At 65.9% G+C, this 20,630-nt stretch carries 19 protein-coding genes; 6 read left to right on the top strand and 13 right to left on the bottom strand.

All coding sequences use genetic code 11. The annotated features are described in order from the left end of the window. Positions 1 to 30: 30 nt before the first annotated feature. The 3 genes from K8M09_RS03335 to K8M09_RS03325 all read right to left on the bottom strand — a co-directional run bounded on the left by K8M09_RS03335 (position 31) and on the right by K8M09_RS03325 (position 2,516). Positions 31 to 267, bottom strand: coding sequence for a DUF4170 domain-containing protein (locus tag K8M09_RS03335; protein ID WP_160785401.1), 237 nt, complete (start codon positions 265 to 267; stop codon positions 31 to 33). A 91-nt stretch (positions 268 to 358) separates the two neighbouring features. Next, positions 359 to 1,165, bottom strand: a complete 807-nt coding sequence (locus K8M09_RS03330) for a 3'(2'),5'-bisphosphate nucleotidase CysQ (protein WP_160785400.1) — start codon at positions 1,163 to 1,165, stop codon at positions 359 to 361. Positions 1,166 to 1,169: 4 nt separating this feature from the next. Further along, a complete protein-coding gene (locus K8M09_RS03325; RefSeq protein WP_160785399.1) occupies positions 1,170 to 2,516 on the bottom strand; it encodes a TldD/PmbA family protein in 1,347 nt (448 codons plus the stop codon). A 110-nt stretch (positions 2,517 to 2,626) separates the two neighbouring features. On the opposite strand from K8M09_RS03325, the gene K8M09_RS03320 reads away from it, so the two are divergent. After that, a complete protein-coding gene (locus K8M09_RS03320) occupies positions 2,627 to 4,414 on the top strand; it encodes a monovalent cation:proton antiporter-2 (CPA2) family protein (RefSeq protein WP_160785398.1) in 1,788 nt (595 codons plus the stop codon). On the opposite strand, the gene K8M09_RS03315 is transcribed toward K8M09_RS03320, so the two are convergent. From K8M09_RS03315 to K8M09_RS03305, 3 genes are read right to left on the bottom strand one after another with little or no spacing between them, the layout of a single operon-like run. Continuing rightward, positions 4,411 to 5,280, bottom strand: coding sequence for a patatin-like phospholipase family protein (locus tag K8M09_RS03315; protein WP_160785397.1), 870 nt, complete (start codon positions 5,278 to 5,280; stop codon positions 4,411 to 4,413). The genes K8M09_RS03320 and K8M09_RS03315 overlap by 4 nt on opposite strands. A 27-nt stretch (positions 5,281 to 5,307) precedes the next feature. Continuing rightward, positions 5,308 to 5,868: a 16S rRNA (guanine(966)-N(2))-methyltransferase RsmD gene (rsmD, locus tag K8M09_RS03310; RefSeq protein ID WP_160785396.1), complete on the bottom strand. Its 561-nt coding sequence runs from the start codon at positions 5,866 to 5,868 to the stop codon at positions 5,308 to 5,310. A gap of 6 nt (positions 5,869 to 5,874) precedes the next feature. Continuing rightward, a complete protein-coding gene (locus tag K8M09_RS03305) occupies positions 5,875 to 7,869 on the bottom strand; it encodes a pseudouridine synthase (RefSeq protein WP_160785395.1) in 1,995 nt (664 codons plus the stop codon). A 70-nt stretch (positions 7,870 to 7,939) separates the two neighbouring features. Between K8M09_RS03305 and K8M09_RS03300 the strand changes: the two genes are divergently transcribed. After that, positions 7,940 to 8,389 carry a nucleoside deaminase gene (locus K8M09_RS03300; protein ID WP_160785394.1) on the top strand — a complete coding sequence of 150 codons (450 nt, stop codon included), beginning with the start codon at positions 7,940 to 7,942 and terminating at the stop codon, positions 8,387 to 8,389. Continuing rightward, positions 8,386 to 8,685, top strand: coding sequence for a hypothetical protein (locus K8M09_RS03295; protein WP_160785393.1), 300 nt, complete (start codon positions 8,386 to 8,388; stop codon positions 8,683 to 8,685). Before K8M09_RS03300 ends, K8M09_RS03295 begins: the two co-directional genes overlap by 4 nt. 5 nt (positions 8,686 to 8,690) lie before the next feature. Here the strand turns inward: K8M09_RS03295 and K8M09_RS03290 are convergent, their stop codons facing one another. The 5 genes from K8M09_RS03290 to K8M09_RS03270 form a co-directional block, all read right to left on the bottom strand. Continuing rightward, positions 8,691 to 9,176 (bottom strand): GNAT family N-acetyltransferase, encoded by a 486-nt coding sequence (locus K8M09_RS03290; RefSeq protein WP_160785392.1) that lies wholly within the window; start codon positions 9,174 to 9,176, stop codon positions 8,691 to 8,693. Between the two features lie 4 nt (positions 9,177 to 9,180). Further along, positions 9,181 to 9,795 carry a hypothetical protein gene (locus K8M09_RS03285; RefSeq protein WP_160785391.1) on the bottom strand — a complete coding sequence of 205 codons (615 nt, stop codon included), beginning with the start codon at positions 9,793 to 9,795 and terminating at the stop codon, positions 9,181 to 9,183. A 175-nt stretch (positions 9,796 to 9,970) separates the two neighbouring features. After that, complete coding sequence (gene ileS / locus K8M09_RS03280; RefSeq protein ID WP_160785390.1) at positions 9,971 to 12,862, bottom strand: isoleucine--tRNA ligase; 2,892 nt, start codon at positions 12,860 to 12,862, stop codon at positions 9,971 to 9,973. Between the two features lie 288 nt (positions 12,863 to 13,150). Further along, a complete protein-coding gene (locus K8M09_RS03275) occupies positions 13,151 to 14,131 on the bottom strand; it encodes a bifunctional riboflavin kinase/FAD synthetase (RefSeq protein ID WP_160785389.1) in 981 nt (326 codons plus the stop codon). 19 nt (positions 14,132 to 14,150) lie between these two features. Continuing rightward, positions 14,151 to 14,999 (bottom strand): TIGR01459 family HAD-type hydrolase, encoded by an 849-nt coding sequence (locus K8M09_RS03270; protein WP_160785388.1) that lies wholly within the window; start codon positions 14,997 to 14,999, stop codon positions 14,151 to 14,153. Between the two features lie 322 nt (positions 15,000 to 15,321). On the opposite strand from K8M09_RS03270, the gene groES reads away from it, so the two are divergent. The 3 genes from groES (at position 15,322) to K8M09_RS03255 (ending at position 18,222) form a co-directional block, all read left to right on the top strand. Beyond that, positions 15,322 to 15,618, top strand: coding sequence for a co-chaperone GroES (groES, locus tag K8M09_RS03265; protein ID WP_119254427.1), 297 nt, complete (start codon positions 15,322 to 15,324; stop codon positions 15,616 to 15,618). 53 nt (positions 15,619 to 15,671) lie between these two features. Further along, on the top strand, positions 15,672 to 17,309 hold the full coding sequence (groL, locus tag K8M09_RS03260; protein WP_160785387.1) for a chaperonin GroEL: 1,638 nt from the start codon (positions 15,672 to 15,674) through the stop codon (positions 17,307 to 17,309). Positions 17,310 to 17,775: 466 nt separating this feature from the next. Continuing rightward, on the top strand, positions 17,776 to 18,222 hold the full coding sequence (locus K8M09_RS03255) for a hypothetical protein (protein WP_160785386.1): 447 nt from the start codon (positions 17,776 to 17,778) through the stop codon (positions 18,220 to 18,222). 53 nt (positions 18,223 to 18,275) lie between these two features. Here K8M09_RS03255 and K8M09_RS03250 read toward each other — a convergent pair whose 3' ends face one another. Both K8M09_RS03250 and K8M09_RS03245 read right to left on the bottom strand, forming a co-directional pair. Further along, positions 18,276 to 19,193 carry a glycosyl transferase family 90 gene (locus K8M09_RS03250; protein ID WP_160785385.1) on the bottom strand — a complete coding sequence of 306 codons (918 nt, stop codon included), beginning with the start codon at positions 19,191 to 19,193 and terminating at the stop codon, positions 18,276 to 18,278. A 179-nt stretch (positions 19,194 to 19,372) separates the two neighbouring features. Further along, the gene (locus tag K8M09_RS03245; RefSeq protein ID WP_229342131.1) at positions 19,373 to 20,590 is read right to left on the bottom strand and encodes an NAD(P)/FAD-dependent oxidoreductase; all 1,218 of its coding nucleotides are present in this window, start codon (positions 20,588 to 20,590) and stop codon (positions 19,373 to 19,375) included. Between the last annotated feature and the right edge of the window lie 40 nt (positions 20,591 to 20,630).

The following is a 20,630-nucleotide window of genomic DNA, read 5'->3' as shown; positions in this document are numbered from 1 at the left end:
TGCCGCGCGGGGCGTTTTCGGTCGAGGCGATCAGCCGTTCTGCGGGTCCAGGAGACGGTGCATGTGAACGATGAAATAGCGCATATGCGCATTGTCCACGGTCTGCTGGGCCTTCGACTTCCAGGCCGTCAGCGCGCTCGCATAATCGGGGAAGATTCCGACGATATCGAGGTCGTTGAGGTCGCGGAACTGCAGGTCCGTGAGCGTCGTCAACTCGCCGCCAAAGACGAGATGAAGAAGCTGCTTGGGTTCGTTCGAGTCGGTCATGATGCTCTCTTCTTGTTCTTTCGCAATTCCATCCGGAGTTGCTTCAGCGTGCCGATTTCGGCAGACGGTTTGCGGTATTCCGCGGGAAAGGTCAATGGCCGGCAAGGTGCCGCGCGGCCTCCACAAGCCCGGAAAGCCGGGAGGAACCCGCCGCCGCCAGAGTCTCGTGGCTGACGGTCGGCCGGTTGTAGGAAAGCGGCTCGCCATCGAGCGTCACGAGCGCCCCGCCGGCGCGCGAAAGGATGAGGTCGGCCGCCGCCAGATCCCAGTCGTGCGAATTGCGTTTGACCAGCGTCGCATCGATGCGCCCGTCCGCCACCATGGCGAGGCGATAGGCGAGCGAGGGCACATGGGAGATGCGATGCACGCCGCCGAGCATGTGCCGGTCGATGCCGTGCGCCATGTCCTCGGGAGCGGCGATGCGCGTCGGGCGTGCGGCGTCCGTTTCGGTGGCGGCGATGGGCTTGCCGTTTTTCAGCGCCGGTCCCTCGGCCGAGGCGGTGAACAGCTCGTCCAGCGAGGGGGCGAAGAGGACGCCCGCGACGGGCCGGCCGCGATGCACGACGGCGGCGCTGACGCACCAGATGTCCTTGCCGGCGATGAAGGCGCGCGTGCCGTCGATGGGGTCGATGACGAAGACCGTCTCGCAATCGAGCCGGCCGGCGTCGTCATCCGTTTCTTCCGACAGCCAGCCGTAATTCGGCCTTGCGGAGAGCAGTTCCTTCTTGAGGATGTCGTTGGCGGCAAAATCGGCCGCGCTCACCGGCGAGCGGCCGCCGTTCTTCCACCAGACTTCCGGCCCCTTGCGGAAGAAATCCAGCGCCTTTGCGCCCGCCAGCTTCGCCGCGCCGACCAGAAGGTCGAGATCGGCGGTCCAGGCGGTCGCGGGGCTGGGCATGGTCTCACTTTCCGGCAAGCGTCATGCCTTCGATGGCGAGCGTCGGCGCGGCGACGCCGAAGCTGCGGTCGATGTCGTTTGCCAGCGTGATGCGCAGGAACATGTCGGTGAGGTTGGAGGCGATGGTGACCTCCGAGACGGGGAAGGTCAGTTCGCCGTTCTCGATCCAATAGCCGGACGCGCCGCGGCTGTATTCGCCCGTCACCATGTTGACGCCCTGGCCGATCAGTTCGGTGACGTAGAGGCCCGTGCCGATGGAGCGGATCAGCTCTTCCGGCGCGATATCGCCCGGCTCCAGCGCAAGGTTGGTCGAGGCCGGATTGACCGAGGTGCCGCCGCGTACGCCGCGGCCGTTGGTCTTGAGGCCGAGTTCGTTGGCGGTCGAGGTGGAGAGGAACCAGTGCTGCAACACGCCGTCCTCGATCATGGCGAGGCGTTTTCCCGTAATGCCCTCGCCGTCGAACGGGCGTGAGGAGGGTCCGCGCACGATCAGCGGATCGTCGGTGACGGAAAGGCCGGCCTTCAGCACCTGTTTGCCCATGCGGTCGCGCAGGAAGCTGGTCTTGCGGGCGACGGAGGCGCCGTTGATGGCGCCCGCGATATGGCCGGCAATGCCGCGCGCCACGCGCGGATCGTAGACGACGGCAACGTTCTTCGCCGTCGGCACCTGACGCGGATTGAGCCGGCGCACGGCGCGCGCGGCGGCCTCGCGGCCGATTTCATCGGCATCGCGCAGATCGGCGAAATAGAGGGCCGAGTCGAAGTCGTAGTCGCGCTCCATCTTCGTGCCCTCGCCCGCGATCACGCTGACGGAGCGGCCGAAGCGGCTGGCGCTGTAAGCGCCGGAGAAGCCGTGCGAGGTGGCGAGCACCAGCCCGCCCATGCCGGCGGATGCGCCCGCGCCGCCGGAATTGGTGACGCCGGAAACGGCGAGCGCGGCGGCCTCGGCGGCGAGCGCCGCTTCTGTGAGCTGGTCGGCGGAGACTTCGGTCGGGTCGTAGAGGTCGAGGTCCGGCCAGTCCTTCGCAAGATCGGCTTCGGCCGCGAGCGTCGCATAGGGGTCTTCCGGCGAGGCCTTGGCCATGGCGACGGCGCGCTCGGCCAGCACCTTCAGGTCGAAGCCGGGATTGGCCGAGACGCTGGCGACGCGCCTGCCGACGAAGACGCGGAGCGAGAAGTCGTCGCTCTCCGAGGCCTCGGTGCCCTCGACCTTGCCGAGCCGCACGCTGACCGAGGAAGAACGCCCGCGCACCACGACGGCATCGGCCGCATCCGCCCCCGCCTGAATGGCGCGGTCGATGAGTTCGCCGGCGCGCGCGAGAAGGCTTGCGGTTTCGATCGTCTCTGACATGACATGGCCTTTCTTTGATGCCCCATTTATTGTGCGCCGGCACGGGCATCAAGGGAGGCCGCTCCTTTTTTGCCACGCGCACCGGCATCCCTCAGCAGAAAGCCTTCCGCATGCCCTATACCCACAGCCCGTATAACGAGGTCCTGATGATGCTCGGCGGCGCGCTGCTCGCCGCGCCGATCTTCAAGCGGCTGGGGCTGGGCACCATTCTTGGCTATCTCGCGGCGGGTATCGTGATCGGCCCGATCCTGCACCAGATCCGCGACGGCGAGGAACTGCTGGGCGTTGCCGAACTCGGCGTGGTCTTCCTGCTCTTCCTGATCGGGCTGGAACTGAAGCCCTCGCGCCTGTGGACCATGCGCCACGATATTTTCGGGCTGGGCATCGCGCAGGTCGCCGTCACCGGCCTTGCGCTGGCGGGCCTGACCTTCGGCTTCGGGCTGGAGGAATGGGACGGCGCGCTGATCATCGGCTTCGGCCTCGCCCTTTCCTCCACCGCCTTCGCCATGCAGATTCTCGACGAGCGCGGCGACACCAACACGCGCTACGGCCAGCGCGCCTTTTCCATGCTGCTGCTGCAGGACCTTGCCATCGTGCCGCTGCTGGCGCTGATCCCGCTACTTGCCGAACAGGCCCCGGAGGACACGACGGGCGCCTTCGAGGACTTCCTGATCGCGCTCTCGGCCATCGCCGCGCTGCTCGTCGCCGGCCGCTATCTGCTCAATCCGCTGTTCCAGGTGATCGCCCGCACCGGCGCGCGCGAAGCGATGATCGCCGCCGCCCTCTTCGTCGTGCTCGCCGCCGCCATGCTGCTGCAAATGGCCGGCCTTTCCATGGCCATGGGCGCGTTCCTCGCCGGCGTGCTGCTGGCCGATTCCTCCTACCGCCATGAATTGCAGGCCGATGTCGAACCCTTTCGCGGTATCCTGCTCGGCCTCTTCTTCATGGCCGTCGGCCTTTCCCTGCATCTCGACGTCATCTTCAAGAGCTGGCTGACCATCCTCATCGCCACCCCCGCCGTGATGCTGGTGAAGAGCCTTGCCATCTACGGCCTCTGCCGCTTCACCGGTTCGCCGCATAACGATGCGGTGCGCATCGCGCTCGTGCTGCCGCAGGGCGGCGAATTCGGCTTCGTGCTGTTCACCGCCGCCTCCGCCGCCGGGATATTCTCCGGCGATCTCGCCTCGCAGCTCATCGCCATCGTCACGATCTCCATGGCGCTGACGCCGATTGCCGCCGCCCTCTCCCGCTTCCTTCTGGTCGAGGATCCGGAGGAGGAGATGGAGGAGGATTTCGAGGGCGCGGGGGCGGACGTGCTGATGATCGGCTTCTCGCGCTTCGGCCAGATCGCCGCGCAGATCCTGCTTGCCGGCGGGCGCGAGGTGACGGTCATCGACCATTCCACGGACCGCGTGCGGCAGGCCGCGAATTTCGGCTTCCGCATCTATTTCGGCGACGGCACGCGCAAGGACGTGCTGCGCGCGGCCGGCATCGAGCGCGCCAAGATCGTCGCCATCTGCACGCAGGGCAAGGCCAGCACCGACCGCATCGTCGATCTCATACAGTCCGAATATCCCAACGCCACGCTCTTCGTGCGCTCCTACGACCGGGTGCATACCCTCTCGCTGCGCGCCCGCGGGGTGCAGCACGACGTACGCGAAACCTTCGAATCCGCCCTCGTCTTCGGCCGGGAAACGCTGGAGGAACTGGGCGTGGAGAGCGACGACGCGCTGGCGATCAGCGACGACATCCGCCGCCGCGACGTGGCACGGCTGGAGCTTCAGGCCGCCGAGGGGCTTACGGCCGGGCGGCACATGCTGCATTCCGCGCCGGTAAGGCCGGAGCCGCTGGTCAAACCGAAGAAGAAGACGCAGGCCGACGAGGAGGAGAGCGTTTAGGCGAGCGCCGAAAGTTTTTCGTCGAGCGCCCGCTTCAGCTCGTCGCGAATCCCGGCGGAGGCGGCCAGCACCTCCTCGGCCTTGAGGAAATCGAGCACGCGGAAGCGGCCGACCTCGGGCCGCAGAAAGATATCCGGCGCGCCCTTTTCGAGCTTCAAGGTGACGATGGAGCGCATGGTGAGCTGGGTCGCGCCGTAGAGGCTGTCCATGCTGTTCGGAACGCCCGCCGTACCGGCCGGCGGCTGGCCGACGACATCGACGCCGATGGTGATATCCGCCTTGCCGGCGAGATGGTCGAAGGGCACGGGGTTCCACAGGCCGCCGTCGATCATCACGCGGCCATTCAATTCCACCGGGCGGAAGATCGCCGGCAGGGCGGCGGAGGCGGCGATGGCCGGCAGCAGCGGGCCGCTATCGCAGACGCATTCGCACTGGGCGTAATAGTCCGACGTGACGGCTTTCAGCGGGATGAAAAGTTCTTCGAAGGTCTCCGGCAGGCGATCCGGCAGGAAGGCCTTCAGCACGCGCTCCAGATTGAACTGACTGACCTTGAAACCGCCGGCCACCATTTCGGAAAGGCCGGCGGGGCGCAGGCTCCAGAGCCGGTTCATGATCTGGCCGGGGCGGCCGACGGTGGCGAGCGTATGCTCGCGGATTTCCCGGCCCGTCATGCCCGCCGCCATCGCCGCGCCCATGATGGTGCCGATGGAGGCCCCGGCGATCAGCACCGGGCGGATGCCGAGTTCGTCCAGAACCTCGATGACATGGATATGGGCAAGGCCCCGCGCGCCGCCGCCGCCGAGCGCGAGCGCGACGGTCGGGCCGTTTGCCTGCGGGGTGGATGCGGAAACGAGGGCACCGGACATAGCTCTGGTCTCCTGCGGCAGCCGATGTCAGCCGGAGCGGTAGCGGTAGAAATGCATGCGCGTGTCGCCGAAGGTGCGCACTTCGAGAAGCTCGTAGCCATCGACGGCGGCAGGCTGAATATCGGCCCGCTCCTCGAGGATCGCAAGGGCGCCATCGACCAGCCAGCCGCCGCGATGGGCGGCGTCGAGCGCGCGTTCGCCAAGCCCCTTGGCATAGGGCGGATCGGCGAAGAGGAAGTGGAACGGCTCCATCGTGCCGATGCCGCCAAGCGCGGTCGCGTCACGCCGGAAGATCTTGGCGCGGCCGATCACGCCGAGCGCCTCGATATTGGAATGGAGAAGCCCCCTGCCCTCGACACCCTGCTCGACGAAGAGCGCCGCGCGCGCGCCGCGCGACAGGGCTTCGAGGCCAACGGCCCCGGTGCCGGCGAAAAGGTCGAGCGCACGCGTGCCGTCCAGCGCCTCGGGATAGGCATGGGACAGGATGTTGAAAAGGCTTTCACGCGTGCGGTCCGTCGTCGGGCGGATATCGTCCGACTTCGGCGTTACGAGCGACCGGCCGCGAAACTCTCCGCCGACGATGCGCACGTTGCGTTACTTCCCCTTGCCGCGCGGACGGCTACCGCCTGCGGGACGGCCGCCACCGGGCTTGCCACCCGGACGCCCACCCGGCTTGCCGCCGAAGGACTTGCCGCCGGGCTTGCCACCGAAAGGCTTGCCGCCATCGCGACGCGGCGGACGATCCCCGAAGGAGCGTTCACCCTCTGCGCGAGGCTTGCGGCCACCAAAGGGGCGGTCGCCACGGGCCGGACGGTCGCCGAACGAGCGTTCGCCTTCCGCACGGGGCTTGCGATCACCGAAGGGACGATCTCCACGCGGCGGACGGTCGCCGAAGGAACGGTCCCCTTCCGAGCGCGGCTTGCGGTCGCCGAAGGAACGATCCCCTTCCGAACGCGGCTTGCGGTCGCCGAAGGAACGGTCGCCGCGCGGCGGACGGTCACCGAAACCGCGCGGGGCGCGGTCGTCGCCGGCGCCGGAGCGGTTGCGGCCGAACCCGCCGCGACCTTCGTCACGGGCTTCCGGCTCGGAGGCGCGGATCCACTCGCCGTCCTCGTCGCGCGTCTTCAGGATGCGCGGCTTGTCGGCCCGGTCGTCGCCGGGACGGCCGCGTGCGGCGCCCTTGCGGTCCGGGTCGAATTTCTTCGCGGAGCGGGTCAGCGCGCCGTCGGCCGTGCGGCCATAGCGCTTGGACTTGGGCGCGCCTTCGGGACGTTCGCGCGGCTCGCGCTTCACGCCCTCGGCGTCTTCCGCCTTCTTCTCGGCAACCGGACGCGCGCCGGGGGCCATCCAGACATTGGACTTGCGGGCGCGGGTCGCCGGCTCACGCTTCGGCTTGCTGTCGAAACGGTCGTCGTCGCGGTCGCGATCACGCGGGCCACCGCGCGGCTTGTCGCCGAAGCGGTCGTCGCGCTTGGTGTCGAGGCGGGCGCGGGCGTTCTCGCGGCGGTCGCCGGGTTTTTCGCGGCGCTCGGCGGGCTTGTCACCCCAGCCGGGCGCTTCGCTGCGCGCCTTCTTCGCGGGCTTCTCGTCCTCGTCGGCCACATGGTCGAAGAGCGGGGCGTCGAAATTCGCCTTGGATTCCTCGATGAGGCGCGGGCCGAGCTGGTCGCGCAGCGTGCGGCCGCGGATTTCCTGGGCGTGGCCTTCCGGCAGCTCGCCGAGCTGGAACGGGCCGTAGGAGATGCGGATCAGGCGGTTCACGTCGAGGCCGAGCGCGCCGAGCACGTTCTTGACTTCGCGGTTCTTGCCTTCGCGCAGGCCCAGCGTCAGCCAGACGTTGGAGCCCTGCGTCTTGTCGAGGGTCGCATCGATCGCGCCGTAGAGCACGCCGTCGACGGCGATGCCTTCCTTCAGCTTGTCGAGATCGGCCTGCTCGATCTTGCCATGGGCGCGCACGCGGTAGCGGCGCAGCCAGCCGGTGGTCGGCAGCTCCAGCATGCGCGCGAGGCCGCCGTCATTGGTCAGCAGCAGCAGGCCTTCGGTGTTGATGTCGAGGCGGCCGATGGACATGACGCGCGGCAGGTCTTCGGGCAGGTTGTCGAAGACGGTGGGGCGGCCTTCCGGGTCGGCATTCGTCGTCACGAGGCCGGCCGGCTTGTGGTAGAGCCAGAGGCGCGTGCGCTCGATGCCGCGCACCGGCATGCCGTCGACCTCGATGCGGTCGGCGAAGGTGGCGTTGACCACCGGCGTCTCCAGCACCTTGCCGTTCACGCTGATGCGGCCTTCCATGATCATGCGCTCGATATCGCGGCGCGAGGCGACGCCGGCGCGCGCGAGCAGCTTGGAAATGCGCTCGGGCGCAAGCTCCGCGCTGGCGGCCTCGGCAGGCGCGGGCTTTGCCGCGCGGGCCGGCCGGTCGTCACGCGGGGCGGACTTTCCGGCGAACGGCTTGCCGCCCGGCTTCTTGCCTTCGGGCTTGCCGCCGGCAAAAGATTTCTTGCCCGCGGCCGCCGATGCGGCGCCACGCGGCTTGGTATCGCGGCCCGAGGGCTTGCCGCCCGGCCGTTTTGGCTTGTCTTTGAATGTCATTTGTGCTGCCTGCGTTTTGCCGTGTCCTATCAGGTCAGGCGTCCGGGGTTAAGAGGAATTCGTGCCGCGCATGACAAATCGCTTCATGGAGATCGCGTTTGCCGAAGCGCGCGCCGCCGGAGAGCGGGGCGAAGTGCCCGTCGGCGCGGTTCTGGTGCTGGACGGTAAGGTCGTCGCGCGGTCGGGAAACCGCACCCGGGCGGAGAACGACGTGACCGCCCATGCCGAGGTCGCCGTCATCCGCGCGGCCGCCCGCGCGCTCGGGCAGGAACGGCTGGCGGGCGCGGACCTCTATGTGACGCTGGAGCCCTGCACGCTCTGCGCCGCCGCCATTTCCTTCGCCCGCATCCGCCGGCTCTATTACGGCGCGGAAGACCCGAAGGGCGGCGCGGTGGACAATGGCGTGCGCTTCTTCGCCCAGCCGACCTGCCATCATGCGCCGGATGTCTATTCCGGCATCGGCGGCACGGAGGCGGCGGATATTCTCAAGGACTTCTTCCGGGAAAGGCGCGAGACATGACGGAAACGCTCCTCGTTTGCGCCACCCTTGCCGTCATGGGCCTCCTGTCGGCCTTCGCCGCGCGGCGCATCGCGCCGGGCAAGGCGCGGCTGACGATGCAATGGGGACTGGATGGAAAACCGAACTGGAGCCTGCCGAGAGGCTTGGCGCTCGCCGCCATGCCCGCCCTCGCGACGATCCTGCTGGCAGCCCTTGCGCTTGGCGGCCAGCCGTTCGCGGCACTCCTGGTCGTCGCGGCCGCGTTCATCGGCGCGCATGCGCTGCATCTCCGCCTGCTAGCGAAACGCGGCGGATAAGCGCCTCAGCCCTCGGCGAAGCGCTTCAGCTTCTCGCCCGTCAGGCGGTAGCGGATCCATTCGTTCTGCGGCTCCGCGCCGATGGCGTCATAGACACGGATCGCCGGCTCGTTCCAGTCGAGAACGCTCCATTCGAAACGGGCGCAGCCCTCTTCGACGGCAACGCGCGCCAGATGGCGCAGCAGCATCTTGCCGACGCCGCCGCCACGGTGCTTCGGCGTCACGTAGAGGTCTTCGAGATAGAGGCCGTTCTTCGCAAGCCAGGTGGAATAGCTCTTGAACCAGACGGCGAAGCCGGCCGGTTCGCCTTCCACGGTTTCGCAGATCACGGCGCGGGTAACGGAGCCTTCGCCGAAGATCGAGGCGGCGACGGTCTCTTCCGTCGCGGCGACTTCGTGCAGCGCTTTTTCATATTCCGCCAGTTCGCGGATGAAGCGCAGGATGACGGCGGCATCGGCCGCACTCGCGGGACGGATGCGGTAAGCCGTCATGGGATCAGAAGGGCCACCAGCCGGACTTGCCCTGCTTGGCCGCCTTCGCTTCCTTCTTGCGACGGCGCTCCTTCTGCTTTTCCGGCTCGCCGAGATCGGCCTGCGCCTCTTCCGGCATGCGACGGTAGTCGACCGGCGGATCGCTCAGGTAGCGGCGCTTGTCGGAATAGGCGCCCATCTGCAACCGGCGGGCTTCGCGATAGGCCTTCGTCTGCGAGGCAGCGCCGAGCTGCTGGGCATTCGAATTCTGGCTGACGAGCGGCGAGCGGTAACCCGGATTGTTGGTGTTGGCGTCCGCCTCTTCACGCAGGCGCTCGCGCATGTCCTCGGGGTTTTCCAGCCATTCCGGATTGTCCTTCGAAGCAACGGACTGCTGCGGGCTGACAAGGGCGGCCCGGTCGTTCGGCACGACGAGGCTGCCGCGCGGCTGGTAGCGAATCTTCTTGGCGGCCTTGTTGTCCGGCTGAATCATGACGGCGTTGCCGAGGTCGTCGAGCAACTGTTCGCCGGCGGTCTTGTCCGTGCCGTAGGTCGGGCCCATGCAGCCGGTGAGAAGGAGGCTGCCGCCGAGAAGGCCGAGAAGGCCGGTACGCACCCGAATATTTCGCGTCATTCCCATGAATACCCTTCCAGCAGAGCCGGTACGCCGAAAACCTGTCGCGCGGCAAAAGTCCGCCGTGCCATGGCGGAACAATCCGACCATTTTCAGGCAGCATTACCGGATGATCCGCCCAAGCGCAATTCATCCGGGCAAATCGACGGCCGGAAAGCACCGGCCGTCAACAGGCGGCCGCTCAGGCCGCGCGGCGGAAGCCGATCTCACGCAGCGCCGCGGCGTCGCGCGCGGAAACGTCCGGGTAATCCGCATCCGAACCGACATCGGTCGTGATGCGCCAGGAGCGCGCGCACTTGACGCCTTCGGCCAGCTTCGGCTCGACGGAGACCTTGGCGACCTCGGCCAGACGGAAGGCATCGGCCGGGCCTTCGCCGGCGACGATGGCGATGGCCGAGGTGATGCAGATTTCCGCAAAATCCTGGCCTTCCAGCGCCTTCAGAAGCTCCGCATCGCCGATATGGACGACCGGGGCCGCTTCCAGCGAGGCGCCGATGCGCTTCTCGCGGCGCTCGATCTCCAGCGCGCCGGTGACGACCGAACGCACGTCGCGGATCTTTTCCCACTTGGCTTCGAGCGCATCGTTGCGCCACTCGGCCGGCACCGCCGGGAACTGCTCCAGATGGATCGAGACGGCGTCCGGCTTGCGGGAAAGCCATGCCTCTTCCATCGTGAAGGGCAGCATGGGCGCAAGCCAGGAGACGAGGCACTCGAACAGCTTGCGGATGACGCAGAGGCTGGCGCGGCGCTTCAGCGAGGACGGAGCGTCGCAGTAGAGTGCATCCTTGCGGACGTCGAAGTAGAAGGCCGACAGCTCGACGTTGGAGAAGTCGATGAGCGCGCGGGCGATCTTCTTGAAGTCGAAGGCGTCGTAGCCTTCACGCACCAGCACATCGAGCTGCGACAGGCGGTGCAGCATGAGCTGTTCCAGCTCCGGCATGTGGGCATGGGTGATCTCCTCGCCCGTGTCGTGCGCCAGCGTGCCCAGCATCCAGCGCACCGTGTTGCGCAGCTTGCGGTAGGCGTCGATATTGGTCTGGATGATCGTCTTGCCGAGGCGCTGGTCTTCCCAGTAGTCCGTCGTCATGACCCAGAGGCGCAGGATATCGGCGCCCGATTCCTTCATCACGTCCTGCGGCGAGACGACGTTGCCCTTGGACTTCGACATCTTCTCGCCCTTCTCGTCCATGGTGAAGCCATGGGTGACGACGGCGTTGTAGGGCGCGCGGCCGCGCGTCGCGCAGCTTTCGAGCAGCGACGAGTGGAACCAGCCGCGATGCTGGTCGGAGCCTTCGAGATAGACGTCGGCCGGCCATTTCAGGTCCGGGCGGTCTTCGAGCGTGAAGGTGTGCGTCGAGCCAGAGTCGAACCAGACATCGAGGATGTCCATGACCTGCGTCCAGCGGGCCGCGTCATGTTCCTTGCCGAGGAAGCGTTCCTTGGCGCCTTCGGCGAACCAGGCGTCCGCGCCTTCCTTCTCGAAGGCCTCGAGGATACGTGCATTGACGGCGTCATCGACCAGCACTTCGCCGTTCTCGTCTGCGAAGATGGCGATCGGCACGCCCCAGGCGCGCTGGCGCGAGAGCACCCAGTCCGGGCGGCCCTCGATCATGGCGCGCAGGCGGTTCTGGCCGGCGGCGGGTACGAAGCGGGTGTCGTCGATGGCCGAAAGCGAACGCGAGCGCAGCGTGGTGCCGTCGCCCAGTTCCTTGTCCATATAGACGAACCACTGCGGCGTGTTGCGGAAGATGACCGGCTTCTTGGAACGCCAGGAATGCGGATAGGAGTGCTTCAGGCGACCGCGGGCGAAGAGCGTGTTCACGGCGATCAGCGCCTTGATGACGCGCTCGTTGGCGTCGCCCTTCTTGCCGTTGTCGTCCATGACGCGCGCGCCGTCGAAGCCGGGGGCGTCGGCGGTGTAGAAGCCGGCGTCGTCGACCGGGAACGGGATCTTCGAGGAGATGCCGCGCGCTTCCAGTTCGCGTGCCTTCGCCGTCCAGGCGTCGAAGTCCTCGCGGCCGTGGCTGGGCGCGGTGTGCACGAAGCCCGTGCCGGCGTCGTCGGTGACATGGTCGCCGTCGAGCAGCGGAACGGGGAAGGTGTAGCCGAGGCCCTTCAACGGATGGGCGCAGGTGATGGCGGCCAGTTCTTCCGGCGCAACGTCACGCACGAACTTGAAGGTGAGCTTCGCCTTGGCGGCGGCCTCGTCGGCAAGGCGCGTCGCGAAGATCAGCTTTTCGCCGGGCTGCGGGCCGAAATCGTTCTCAGCGCTCTCGACCTCGTAGAGGCCGTAGGGGTAGCGCGAGGAGAAGGCGATGGCGCGGTTGCCGGGGATCGTCCAGGGCGTGGTCGTCCAGATGACGACGAAATTGTCCTTGAGATCGGCCGGGCCTTCGACAATTGGGAATTTCACCCAGATCATATCGCTCTCGACATCGGCATATTCGACTTCGGCCTCGGCCAGCGCCGTGCGCTCGACGACTGACCACATGACCGGCTTGGAGCCGCGGTAGAGCTGACCGCTCTTGGCGATCTTCAGCAGTTCGCCGGCGATGCGGGCTTCCGCATGGAAGTTCATCGTCGTGTAGGGGTTCTCGAAATCGCCCTCGATGCCGAGGCGCTTGAACTCCTCGGTCTGGATCTTGATCCAGCCGCTGGCGAAATCACGGCATTCCTGGCGGAATTCGTTGACCGGGACCTCATCCTTGTTCTTGCCCTTCTCGCGGTACTTTTCCTCGATCTTCCATTCGATCGGAAGGCCGTGGCAGTCCCAGCCGGGCACATAGTTGGCGTCGTAGCCGCGCATCTGGAACGAGCGGTTGATGACGTCCTTCAGGATCTTGTTCAGCGCGTGGCCGATATGGATGTTGCCGTTGGCATAGGGCGGGCCATCGTGCAGCACGAACTTTTCGCGGCCGGCGGCGGAGGCGCGCAGCTTCTTGTAGAGCTCCATCTTCTGCCAGCGGGCAACCGTTTCCGGCTCCTTCTGCGGCAGGCCGGCGCGCATCGGGAAATCCGTCTGCGGCAGGTAGAGCGTGGAAGAATAATCGACTTTTTCAGGTGTATCGGTCATGGATATGGCTATCGCTTTTTCGCGCGTGCGGGAAAGAATGTCAGGTGCTGACGGCGGGGGCGTTTGCAAAACGCCCGAAATCCCGGACCTTCCGGCCTCGCTCAGAGCGCGCGGAAGGCCGGGCCACTAATTCGCAGATCGATGGTCAGCCGGTGGAGCATCATGCGCGCGGTCTTACGGCCTTTTGGGCGTTTTGAAAAGACGGCGGGCGTATATTTGGGCATCCCTTGCCGGCCACCGTCTCCCTGCTCGCGGGGCAAGGGTGAAGACGGCCCGCTCGCGCCATCGTCAGAAACAGAGGCGCTGGTCGATATCCCCGAGCGGGCGCACGCCGGCCAGCAGCGCCCTCGCCTCCTCCTCGTCACGCTTCATCTGCACCACGAGCGCATCGAGGCCGTCGAATTTCAACTCGTCGCGCAGGTGGCCGAAGAAGGTGACGGCGGAGACCTCGCCGTAGAGATCCCCGGAGAAATCGAAGAGGAAGGTTTCCAGCAGCGGCGCACCGTCCGTGTCGACCGTCGGGCGGCGGCCGTAGCTGGCGACGCCGTCGTGCAGGCTGCCGTCGGGGCGGCGGAAGCGGACGGCGTAGATGCCGTTGCGCAGTTCCGCTTCCGGCGGAAGCTGCATGTTGGCGGTGGGATAGCCGAGCGTACGGCCGAGCTGCTTGCCGCCGATCACTTCCGCCTCGACCGTATAGCGGTAGCCGAGCTGGCCCGCGGCTTCCGCGACTTCGCCCTCGTGGAGCAACGAGCGGATGAAGCTGGAGGAGATGACCGAGGCGTTCTCGTCGCGGAAGGCGTCGACCAGCGTGACGCCGAAACCGTTTTCCTGGCCGGCGGCCATCAGGAAGGCCGGACCGCCTTCCCTGCCCTTGCCGAAATGGAAATCGAAGCCGGTGACGACCTCGGAGGCATGCAGCCAGTCGAGCAGGACGGCGCGGATGAAGTCATGGGCGGAGATTTCGGAAAAGCCGCGGTCGAACGGGTATTCGATGACGGCGGAAAAGCCCATGCCCTCGAGGATGCGGGCCTTCAGCGGGGCCGGCGTGATGCGGAAGACGGGACGCTCCGGGCGGAAGACGGTGCGCGGATGCGGCTCGAAGGTGAGGACGAGCGCCGGAATGCCGCGCGTCGCCGCGATGTCGAGCGCGCGCTGCAGCACGGCCTGATGGCCGCGATGCACGCCGTCGAAATTGCCGATGGCGATGACGCCGCCGCGCAGGTGCTCGGGCAACGGCTGTTTGGTCTCGTTCCTGTGAAATACCGTCATGACGACCGTCTCCGTCCCGTCACTGAAGCCGGGGTATCCACCATTTCGGATGGGCGTTCTCTTCCGCGAGGAAGGCGGCGAGCTTGCCCTCGTCGGTGCGACCGCCCTCGACATAGTGCTGCGCATGAATGCCGCCGGAAATGTAGAGCACGTCGAGACCGAAGGCTTCGGCGCCGCGCACATCCGTCGGCATGCCGTCGCCGATGGCGATGACGCGCGACAGGTCGAAATCGCCGCGCACCGCGCGCGCCTCGGCCAGCGATTTTTCGTAGATCGGCCGATGCGGCTTGCCGGCGATGCGGGTCGCACCGCCAAGCTCCTCATAGAGCTGGGCGATCGCACCGGCGCAGGGAATGAGCTTGTGGCCGCGCTCGACCACGAGATCGGGATTGGCGCAGATGAAGGGCAGCTTGCGGGCGGCAAGCGCCGTCAGTTCCTCGCGGTAATCCTCGATGGCCTCCACCTCGTCGTCGCGCAGACCCGCGCAGACCACGACCTCGGCCTCGTCCAACCCGACCTGTTCGGTGCCGAGATCGTCGAGCAGGGGATGATCCTTGTCCGCGCCGATGAACCAGATCTTCTTCGGCGCCTCCTCGATCAGCGCGCGGGTGACGTCGCCGGAGGTGACGATGCGGTCATAGGCGCCATCCAGCACGCCGAGGCCGCGGATCTGCACCTTCACGCCGGGATGGGGGCGCGGGGAATTGGTGATGAGCACGACCGTCAGGCCCGCAGCGCGGGCTTCGGCCAAGGCCTCGGAGGCGTAGGCGAAGGCCTCGACGCCGTTGTGCAGGACGCCCCAGACGTCACAGAGCACCACGTCGTAGTGCGCGGCGATATCGCGGAAGGATTGGATGCGTTGAGCCATCAGGGGGTCCCGTATCGAATTCAGCCCGGCTGACATTGCAAAGCAAAGCCAAGAAAACAAGCCTCTTCCCGCAAATTTGCCCCATCCACAGGCAAACGGACGAAATTTCACGCGCCTGCCTTGATGGCGTGCGATGGCGCTCCCATCTGCCGGCTGCGGTAACCATTCCGGCCGAAATAAATTCGTGGCGTCGTTCTTGACTCCAACCCCGCCGCCGCCTATCTCGGCATCGCTAGCACTCCTGAACAGTGAGTGCTAACATCAATCCATCGGGTCCATCCATTTCGGGATCCGCAATGTCATTCGATCGAGGGATAAGACAATGGCAAGCACCACCTTCCGCCCGCTTCACGATCGCGTCGTCGTTCGTCGCGTCGAGTCCGAAGCAAAGACCAAGGGCGGGATCATCATTCCGGATACCGCCAAGGAAAAGCCGCAGGAAGGCGAAGTCGTCGCCGTCGGCTCCGGCGCCCGTGATGAATCCGGCAAGGTCGTCGCGCTCGACGTCAAGGCTGGCGACCGCGTTCTGTTCGGCAAGTGGTCGGGCACCGAAGTCAAGCTCGACGGCGAAGACCTTCTGATCATGAAGGAAGCCGACATCATGGGCATCATCGGCTGATCTGCCGGTAATCCCTTTCCAATCTAGCTGATATCTCTTCAGGAGTTCTCACAATGGCAGCCAAAGAAGTAAAGTTCGGCCGCACCGCGCGCGAAAAGATGCTGCGTGGCGTCGACGTCCTCGCAGACGCCGTGAAGGTAACGCTCGGCCCGAAGGGTCGTAACGTCGTCATCGACAAGTCCTTCGGCGCTCCGCGCATCACCAAGGACGGCGTTTCCGTCGCCAAGGAAATCGAACTGGAAGACAAGTTCGAGAACATGGGCGCCCAGCTCGTTCGCGAAGTCGCTTCCAAGACCAACGACATCGCCGGCGACGGCACGACGACCGCAACGGTTCTCGCCCAGGCCATCGTTCGCGAAGGCGCCAAGGCCGTTGCCGCCGGCATGAACCCGATGGACCTGAAGCGCGGCATCGATCTCGCCGTCGCAGAAGTCGTCAAGGATCTCCAGGCCAAGGCCAAGAAGATCAATACGTCGGAAGAAGTCGCACAGGTCGGCACGATCTCGGCCAACGGCGAGCGCCAGATCGGCCTCGACATTGCCGAAGCCATGCAGAAGGTCGGCAACGAAGGCGTCATCACGGTTGAAGAAGCCAAGACCGCCGAAACCGAACTCGAAGTCGTCGAAGGCATGCAGTTCGACCGCGGCTACCTGTCGCCCTACTTCGTGACCAACCCGGAAAAGATGGTCGCAGACCTCGAAGACGCTTACGTTCTCCTGCACGAGAAGAAGCTCTCGAACCTCCAGGCCATGCTGCCGGTTCTCGAAGCCGTCGTCCAGACCGGCAAGCCGCTGGTCATCGTCGCTGAAGACGTCGAAGGCGAAGCCCTTGCTACGCTCGTCGTCAACAAGCTGCGTGGCGGCCTCAAGATCGCTGCCGTCAAGGCTCCGGGCTTCGGCGACCGCCGCAAGGCCATGCTCGAAGACATCGCCATCCTGACGGGCGGCACGGTCATCTCCGAAGACCTCGGCATCAAGCTGGAAAGCGTCACGCTCGACATGCTCGGCCGCGCCAAGAAGGTCTCGATCTCCAAGGAAAACACGACGATCGTCGACGGTGCCGGCCAGAAGGCCGAAATCGAAGCCCGCGTCGCGCAGATCAAGGCCCAGATCGAAGAAACCTCCTCCGACTACGACCGCGAGAAGCTGCAGGAACGTCTTGCCAAGCTCGCTGGCGGCGTTGCCGTCATCCGCGTCGGCGGCTCGACGGAAGTCGAAGTGAAGGAAAAGAAGGACCGCATCGACGACGCCCTCAACGCGACGCGCGCTGCCGTTCAGGAAGGCATCGTACCGGGCGGCGGCGTAGCCCTGCTCCGTTCTTCCACGAAGATCACCGCCAAGGGTGAAAACGACGACCAGGAAGCCGGCATCAACATCATCCGCCGCGCCCTCCAGGCCCTCGTTCGCCAGATCGCGGAAAACGCAGGCGACGAAGCATCCATCGTCGTCGGCAAGATCCTCGACAAGAACGAAGACAACTACGGCTACAACGCCCAGACCGGCGAATACGGCGACCTGATCTCGCTCGGCATCGTCGACCCGGTCAAGGTTGTCCGCACGGCCCTGCAGAACGCCGCTTCGGTTGCTTCGCTGCTGATCACGACGGAAGCCATGATCGCCGAACTGCCCAAGAAGGACGCTCCGGCAATGCCGGGCGGCATGGGCGGCATGGGCGGCATGGACATGATGTGATAGGCGAAAGCCTTCACATCTGAGCCATCCGGTTCAGTCATGAAAGGGCGGTCTTCGGACCGCCCTTTTTCTTTGCGCGGCGGCGGGGACCTGTATCGTTTCCGTGAAAAGAATTTTTCCAATTGTACAATAATTATCAAAAAGCCGTTGCTGGCCTAAAAAAACCAACTATAAAGACGCCGAAAGGGAACTTTATGTTTCCTCAGGAGTTCAGGGGCCGGTTCTTGGCGCACCAATCGGCTGCGTCGCCGGAATTCCCGAGTTCATGAGACCGGCGGACGATCCGCGGGTTTCAGCGCGTACGTCCGATCCGCTACGTCGTCGTAGGCGCCGGACGCAGTTCAGTACAAGGGAAAGCGGTTCGGCGGGCTTCGAAGGATGTCAGCCAGTTCCGTTTTGTTGCATGTCACGGCCCGCAAGGGCGGGACGTGCCGAGTAAATTCGAGCAACTGCCCTGGGGTCGTAGGTGTTCAAGATAATCAAGACGGATCTTTCGTCGCCTTTCCTGCCCGGCTCGACGAATTTCGACGAGACCGATAACGAACTGCTGACGCAATATTGCGTGACCGAGCGCTGGACCGGCGATCTTTCCAGCGGCCTCTTCACGCTCGGTGAGAAGGCGGCGCAGGCGCATGGCCTGGCGCAGCGCAATTGCGGCCTGCTCAACCTCATCCGCTGCTATGAACCGCTCGACCGCACCCGCGTGCTGGAACTCTTCGAGCAGGCCGCGGCCTCCTCTTCGTCCTTCTGTTTCTCCACGACGATTCACCTCGACGGCGCGCCGCGCCAGCCGGTGTTCTGCGTGGGAGAATCGACCGGGCTGGAGGAACGGTTCTCCGGCACGATCATCAGCGTCTTCATCTTCCCACGCTTCCAGATCGACCTCACCGGCCGCCGCTTCAAGCGGCAGTAGGAGGCCGGTAGCGGCCCGCGCGCGATGCGCGCCGGCCCCCAGCAGGCGGCTTTCTAGGCGAAGAATCGAGCGGTGTAGGCCGAGGCGGGAAGCTGCCCGGTCGCCTCGAAATATTTCTGCAGCACCAGCAGCGAGGTAAGCCGCTCCCTGGCCCTGCTCCGGAAGGTCGCGACATAACGGTTCGCGTTATGAACCACCTCCGCCGCCAATGCGGGCGTGCTTTCGAGCATGTCGATCTTTTCCTCGAGATCGGCGAAGTCGTCGCGCACCTCGATGAAATGCCGCCCCGGCTGGAGCCGGCCCTCCATGAACCACGTCTCGTACCGGCTCTTCGGCATGAGGCACAGGCTGCCGGACGCCATGATCCATTTCAGGTTTGTCGCCACATCGCAGCCCTCGATCGACAGGATATACCTGTAGGCCAACTGATCGGCAGGCGACAGGAAGGGCTTGGCGGCGATACCGTCATGCGCGGCCCCGATATGGCCGACATCCGCAAACCGGCTGTCCCGATGACGCGCGACGAGCGCCGCCCGAAGCGGATTGTTGAGGCTGCCGCGCCAGACCGCTCTGGGCAGCTTGCTGGACCAAGGGTGTGCGTCGCGCTGGACCTGGAAGTGGCGCAGCTTGTCCAGGTTGAGCACGACCGAATTCCGGTTCTCGCCCGCGACCGGCCGGCTCTTTACCACCGACGGAACCTCGGGAACCCAGGTGACGTCGCCAAAGCAATAATCCACGCGAAGGGACTGCGGAAAATACTTCAGGTACTCCTGAAGATCGATGAAGTACCGGCTTTTCGACCGGTCGACCTTGCCCAGCGGGACGCCGGGCATATCCGCGATGCCGGGCGTCAGCTTGTTATAATAATTCACCCGCGCGAACAGGTCCTCGCGCTCTGCCGAACTGTCGACGGCCCGCAGGATATCCTCGCGAAGCCGGCCGAAGACCACGGCGGGCGTTGCATGACGCATTGCCCCTGCCGCGTAATACCAAAGCCTGTTCAGGGTCTTGCCTGTGCGGTCGAAGGGCCGTTTCATGTAAAAGTCCGTGATGGGCGTTTTTCACGCATATGTCTTCCCGGGATGGCGAGGCGCGTTGGCCCTCTCCACCCGCGGCTGCGCCGGTATTGGCGCAGCCACCGCACCAACCCTCAGAGCGTCAGCGCCTTGAGGTCGGCCGCCGGGTCCTCCAGCGTGGCGCGGTCGGGCGTGCGGCCCATCTCGATGAGTTTCTTGCCGACCACATAGGCCTTGGCGTCGTTGACGGCGTCCACGGCGATCAGCCGGCCATCGCGGAAATACCAGACTGAGACGGCGCCTTCGCGCTGGCCCGGGCGCACGAAAGTGTCGTCGAAGCCCATGCAGAAGCCGGCGATCTGCAGCTTCACATCGTACTGGTCGGACCAGAACCACGGCTTCGGCTCATAGGGCGCGTCGCCGCCGGCGATGACGGCCGCGGCCGCCTCGGCCTGATCGACCGCGTTCTGCACGGATTCGAGCCGCACGCGGTTGCCCTCGAAGGGCAGCACCGCGCAGTCGCCCATGGCGAAGATCGACGGATCGGAGGTGCGGGCATGGTGATCGACCACGATGCCGTTCGCGACCTCCAGCCCGGCCTCGCGGGCAAGCCGGTCGTTGGCCGTCACGCCGATGCCGGCGATCACGAGGTCCACCGGCAGCACGAAACCGTCGGAAAGCTCCGCGCCCGTCACGCGGCCGTTTTCGCCGAGAAGGCGCACGAGGCCGGTCTTCTCGCGCACATCGACGCCGCGCGCAGTGTGGATCGCCTTCAGGATCGTCGCCGTCGCCGGGGAGGCAACGCGGGCGAGGATGCGGTCGGCCATCTCGATGACCGTCACGTCGAGGCCCCTGCCCCGCGCAACCGCCGCCGCCTCGAGGCCGATATAGCCGCCGCCGACGACCAGCGCCCGGCGGCCTTCCTGCATTTCCAGGCCGAGACGGTCGGCATCGCGATAATCGCGCACGGTGAAGACGCCGTCGAGGTCGCCGCCGATCTCGGCCGGCAGGCGGCGCGGCGTCGAGCCGGTGGCAAAGGCGAGGACGCCGTAATGCAGCGTCGACCCGTCGCTGAGCGTGACCGTCTTTGCGGCGCGGTCGAGGGCGGTGACTTCGGTCGACAGGCGGATATCGACGTCGTTTTCCGGGTACCAGTTCTCCGGCCGGAACATCAGGCGGGACAGGTCCGCCTCGCCGAGCAGGTATTTCTTAGAGAGCGGCGGGCGCTGGTAGGGATAGCTCGCCTCGGCGGCGACGATGGTGATCGGCCGCTCGTCCTTCAGCGCGCGCAATTTGGCAACGAGGGCGAATGCGGCCTGACCGCCGCCCACAACAACCAGTCTTCCCGTCACGATAGCTCCGTCCCGTCTCTTGTTTCGTAAAAGAGGTAGC

Source organism: Shinella zoogloeoides, from assembly GCF_020883495.1.
Taxonomy (GTDB): domain Bacteria; phylum Pseudomonadota; class Alphaproteobacteria; order Rhizobiales; family Rhizobiaceae; genus Shinella; species Shinella zoogloeoides.
The sequence above is the reverse complement of the archived record's forward strand: the minus strand, read 5'-3'. Positions and strand labels throughout refer to the sequence as shown.

Bases quoted from the DNA above. Each gene is read 5' to 3' on its own strand.
- K8M09_RS03270 (WP_160785388.1), bottom strand. From the start codon at position 14,999: ATGGCTCAACGCATCCAATCCTTCCGCGATATCGCCGCGCACTACGAC.
- groL (WP_160785387.1), top strand. From the start codon at position 15,672: ATGGCAGCCAAAGAAGTAAAGTTCGGCCGCACCGCGCGCGAAAAGATG.
- K8M09_RS03295 (WP_160785393.1), top strand. From the start codon at position 8,386: ATGACGGAAACGCTCCTCGTTTGCGCCACCCTTGCCGTCATGGGCCTC.
- K8M09_RS03330 (WP_160785400.1), bottom strand. From the start codon at position 1,165: ATGCCCAGCCCCGCGACCGCCTGGACCGCCGATCTCGACCTTCTGGTC.
- K8M09_RS03335 (WP_160785401.1), bottom strand. From the start codon at position 267: ATGACCGACTCGAACGAACCCAAGCAGCTTCTTCATCTCGTCTTTGGC.
- ileS (WP_160785390.1), bottom strand. From the start codon at position 12,862: ATGACCGATACACCTGAAAAAGTCGATTATTCTTCCACGCTCTACCTG.
- K8M09_RS03300 (WP_160785394.1), top strand. From the start codon at position 7,940: ATGACAAATCGCTTCATGGAGATCGCGTTTGCCGAAGCGCGCGCCGCC.
- K8M09_RS03315 (WP_160785397.1), bottom strand. From the start codon at position 5,280: ATGTCCGGTGCCCTCGTTTCCGCATCCACCCCGCAGGCAAACGGCCCG.
- groES (WP_119254427.1), top strand. From the start codon at position 15,322: ATGGCAAGCACCACCTTCCGCCCGCTTCACGATCGCGTCGTCGTTCGT.
- K8M09_RS03320 (WP_160785398.1), top strand. From the start codon at position 2,627: ATGCCCTATACCCACAGCCCGTATAACGAGGTCCTGATGATGCTCGGC.
- K8M09_RS03250 (WP_160785385.1), bottom strand. From the start codon at position 19,193: ATGCGTCATGCAACGCCCGCCGTGGTCTTCGGCCGGCTTCGCGAGGAT.
- K8M09_RS03285 (WP_160785391.1), bottom strand. From the start codon at position 9,795: ATGGGAATGACGCGAAATATTCGGGTGCGTACCGGCCTTCTCGGCCTT.
- K8M09_RS03325 (WP_160785399.1), bottom strand. From the start codon at position 2,516: ATGTCAGAGACGATCGAAACCGCAAGCCTTCTCGCGCGCGCCGGCGAA.
- K8M09_RS03290 (WP_160785392.1), bottom strand. From the start codon at position 9,176: ATGACGGCTTACCGCATCCGTCCCGCGAGTGCGGCCGATGCCGCCGTC.
- K8M09_RS03305 (WP_160785395.1), bottom strand. From the start codon at position 7,869: ATGACATTCAAAGACAAGCCAAAACGGCCGGGCGGCAAGCCCTCGGGC.
- K8M09_RS03275 (WP_160785389.1), bottom strand. From the start codon at position 14,131: ATGACGGTATTTCACAGGAACGAGACCAAACAGCCGTTGCCCGAGCAC.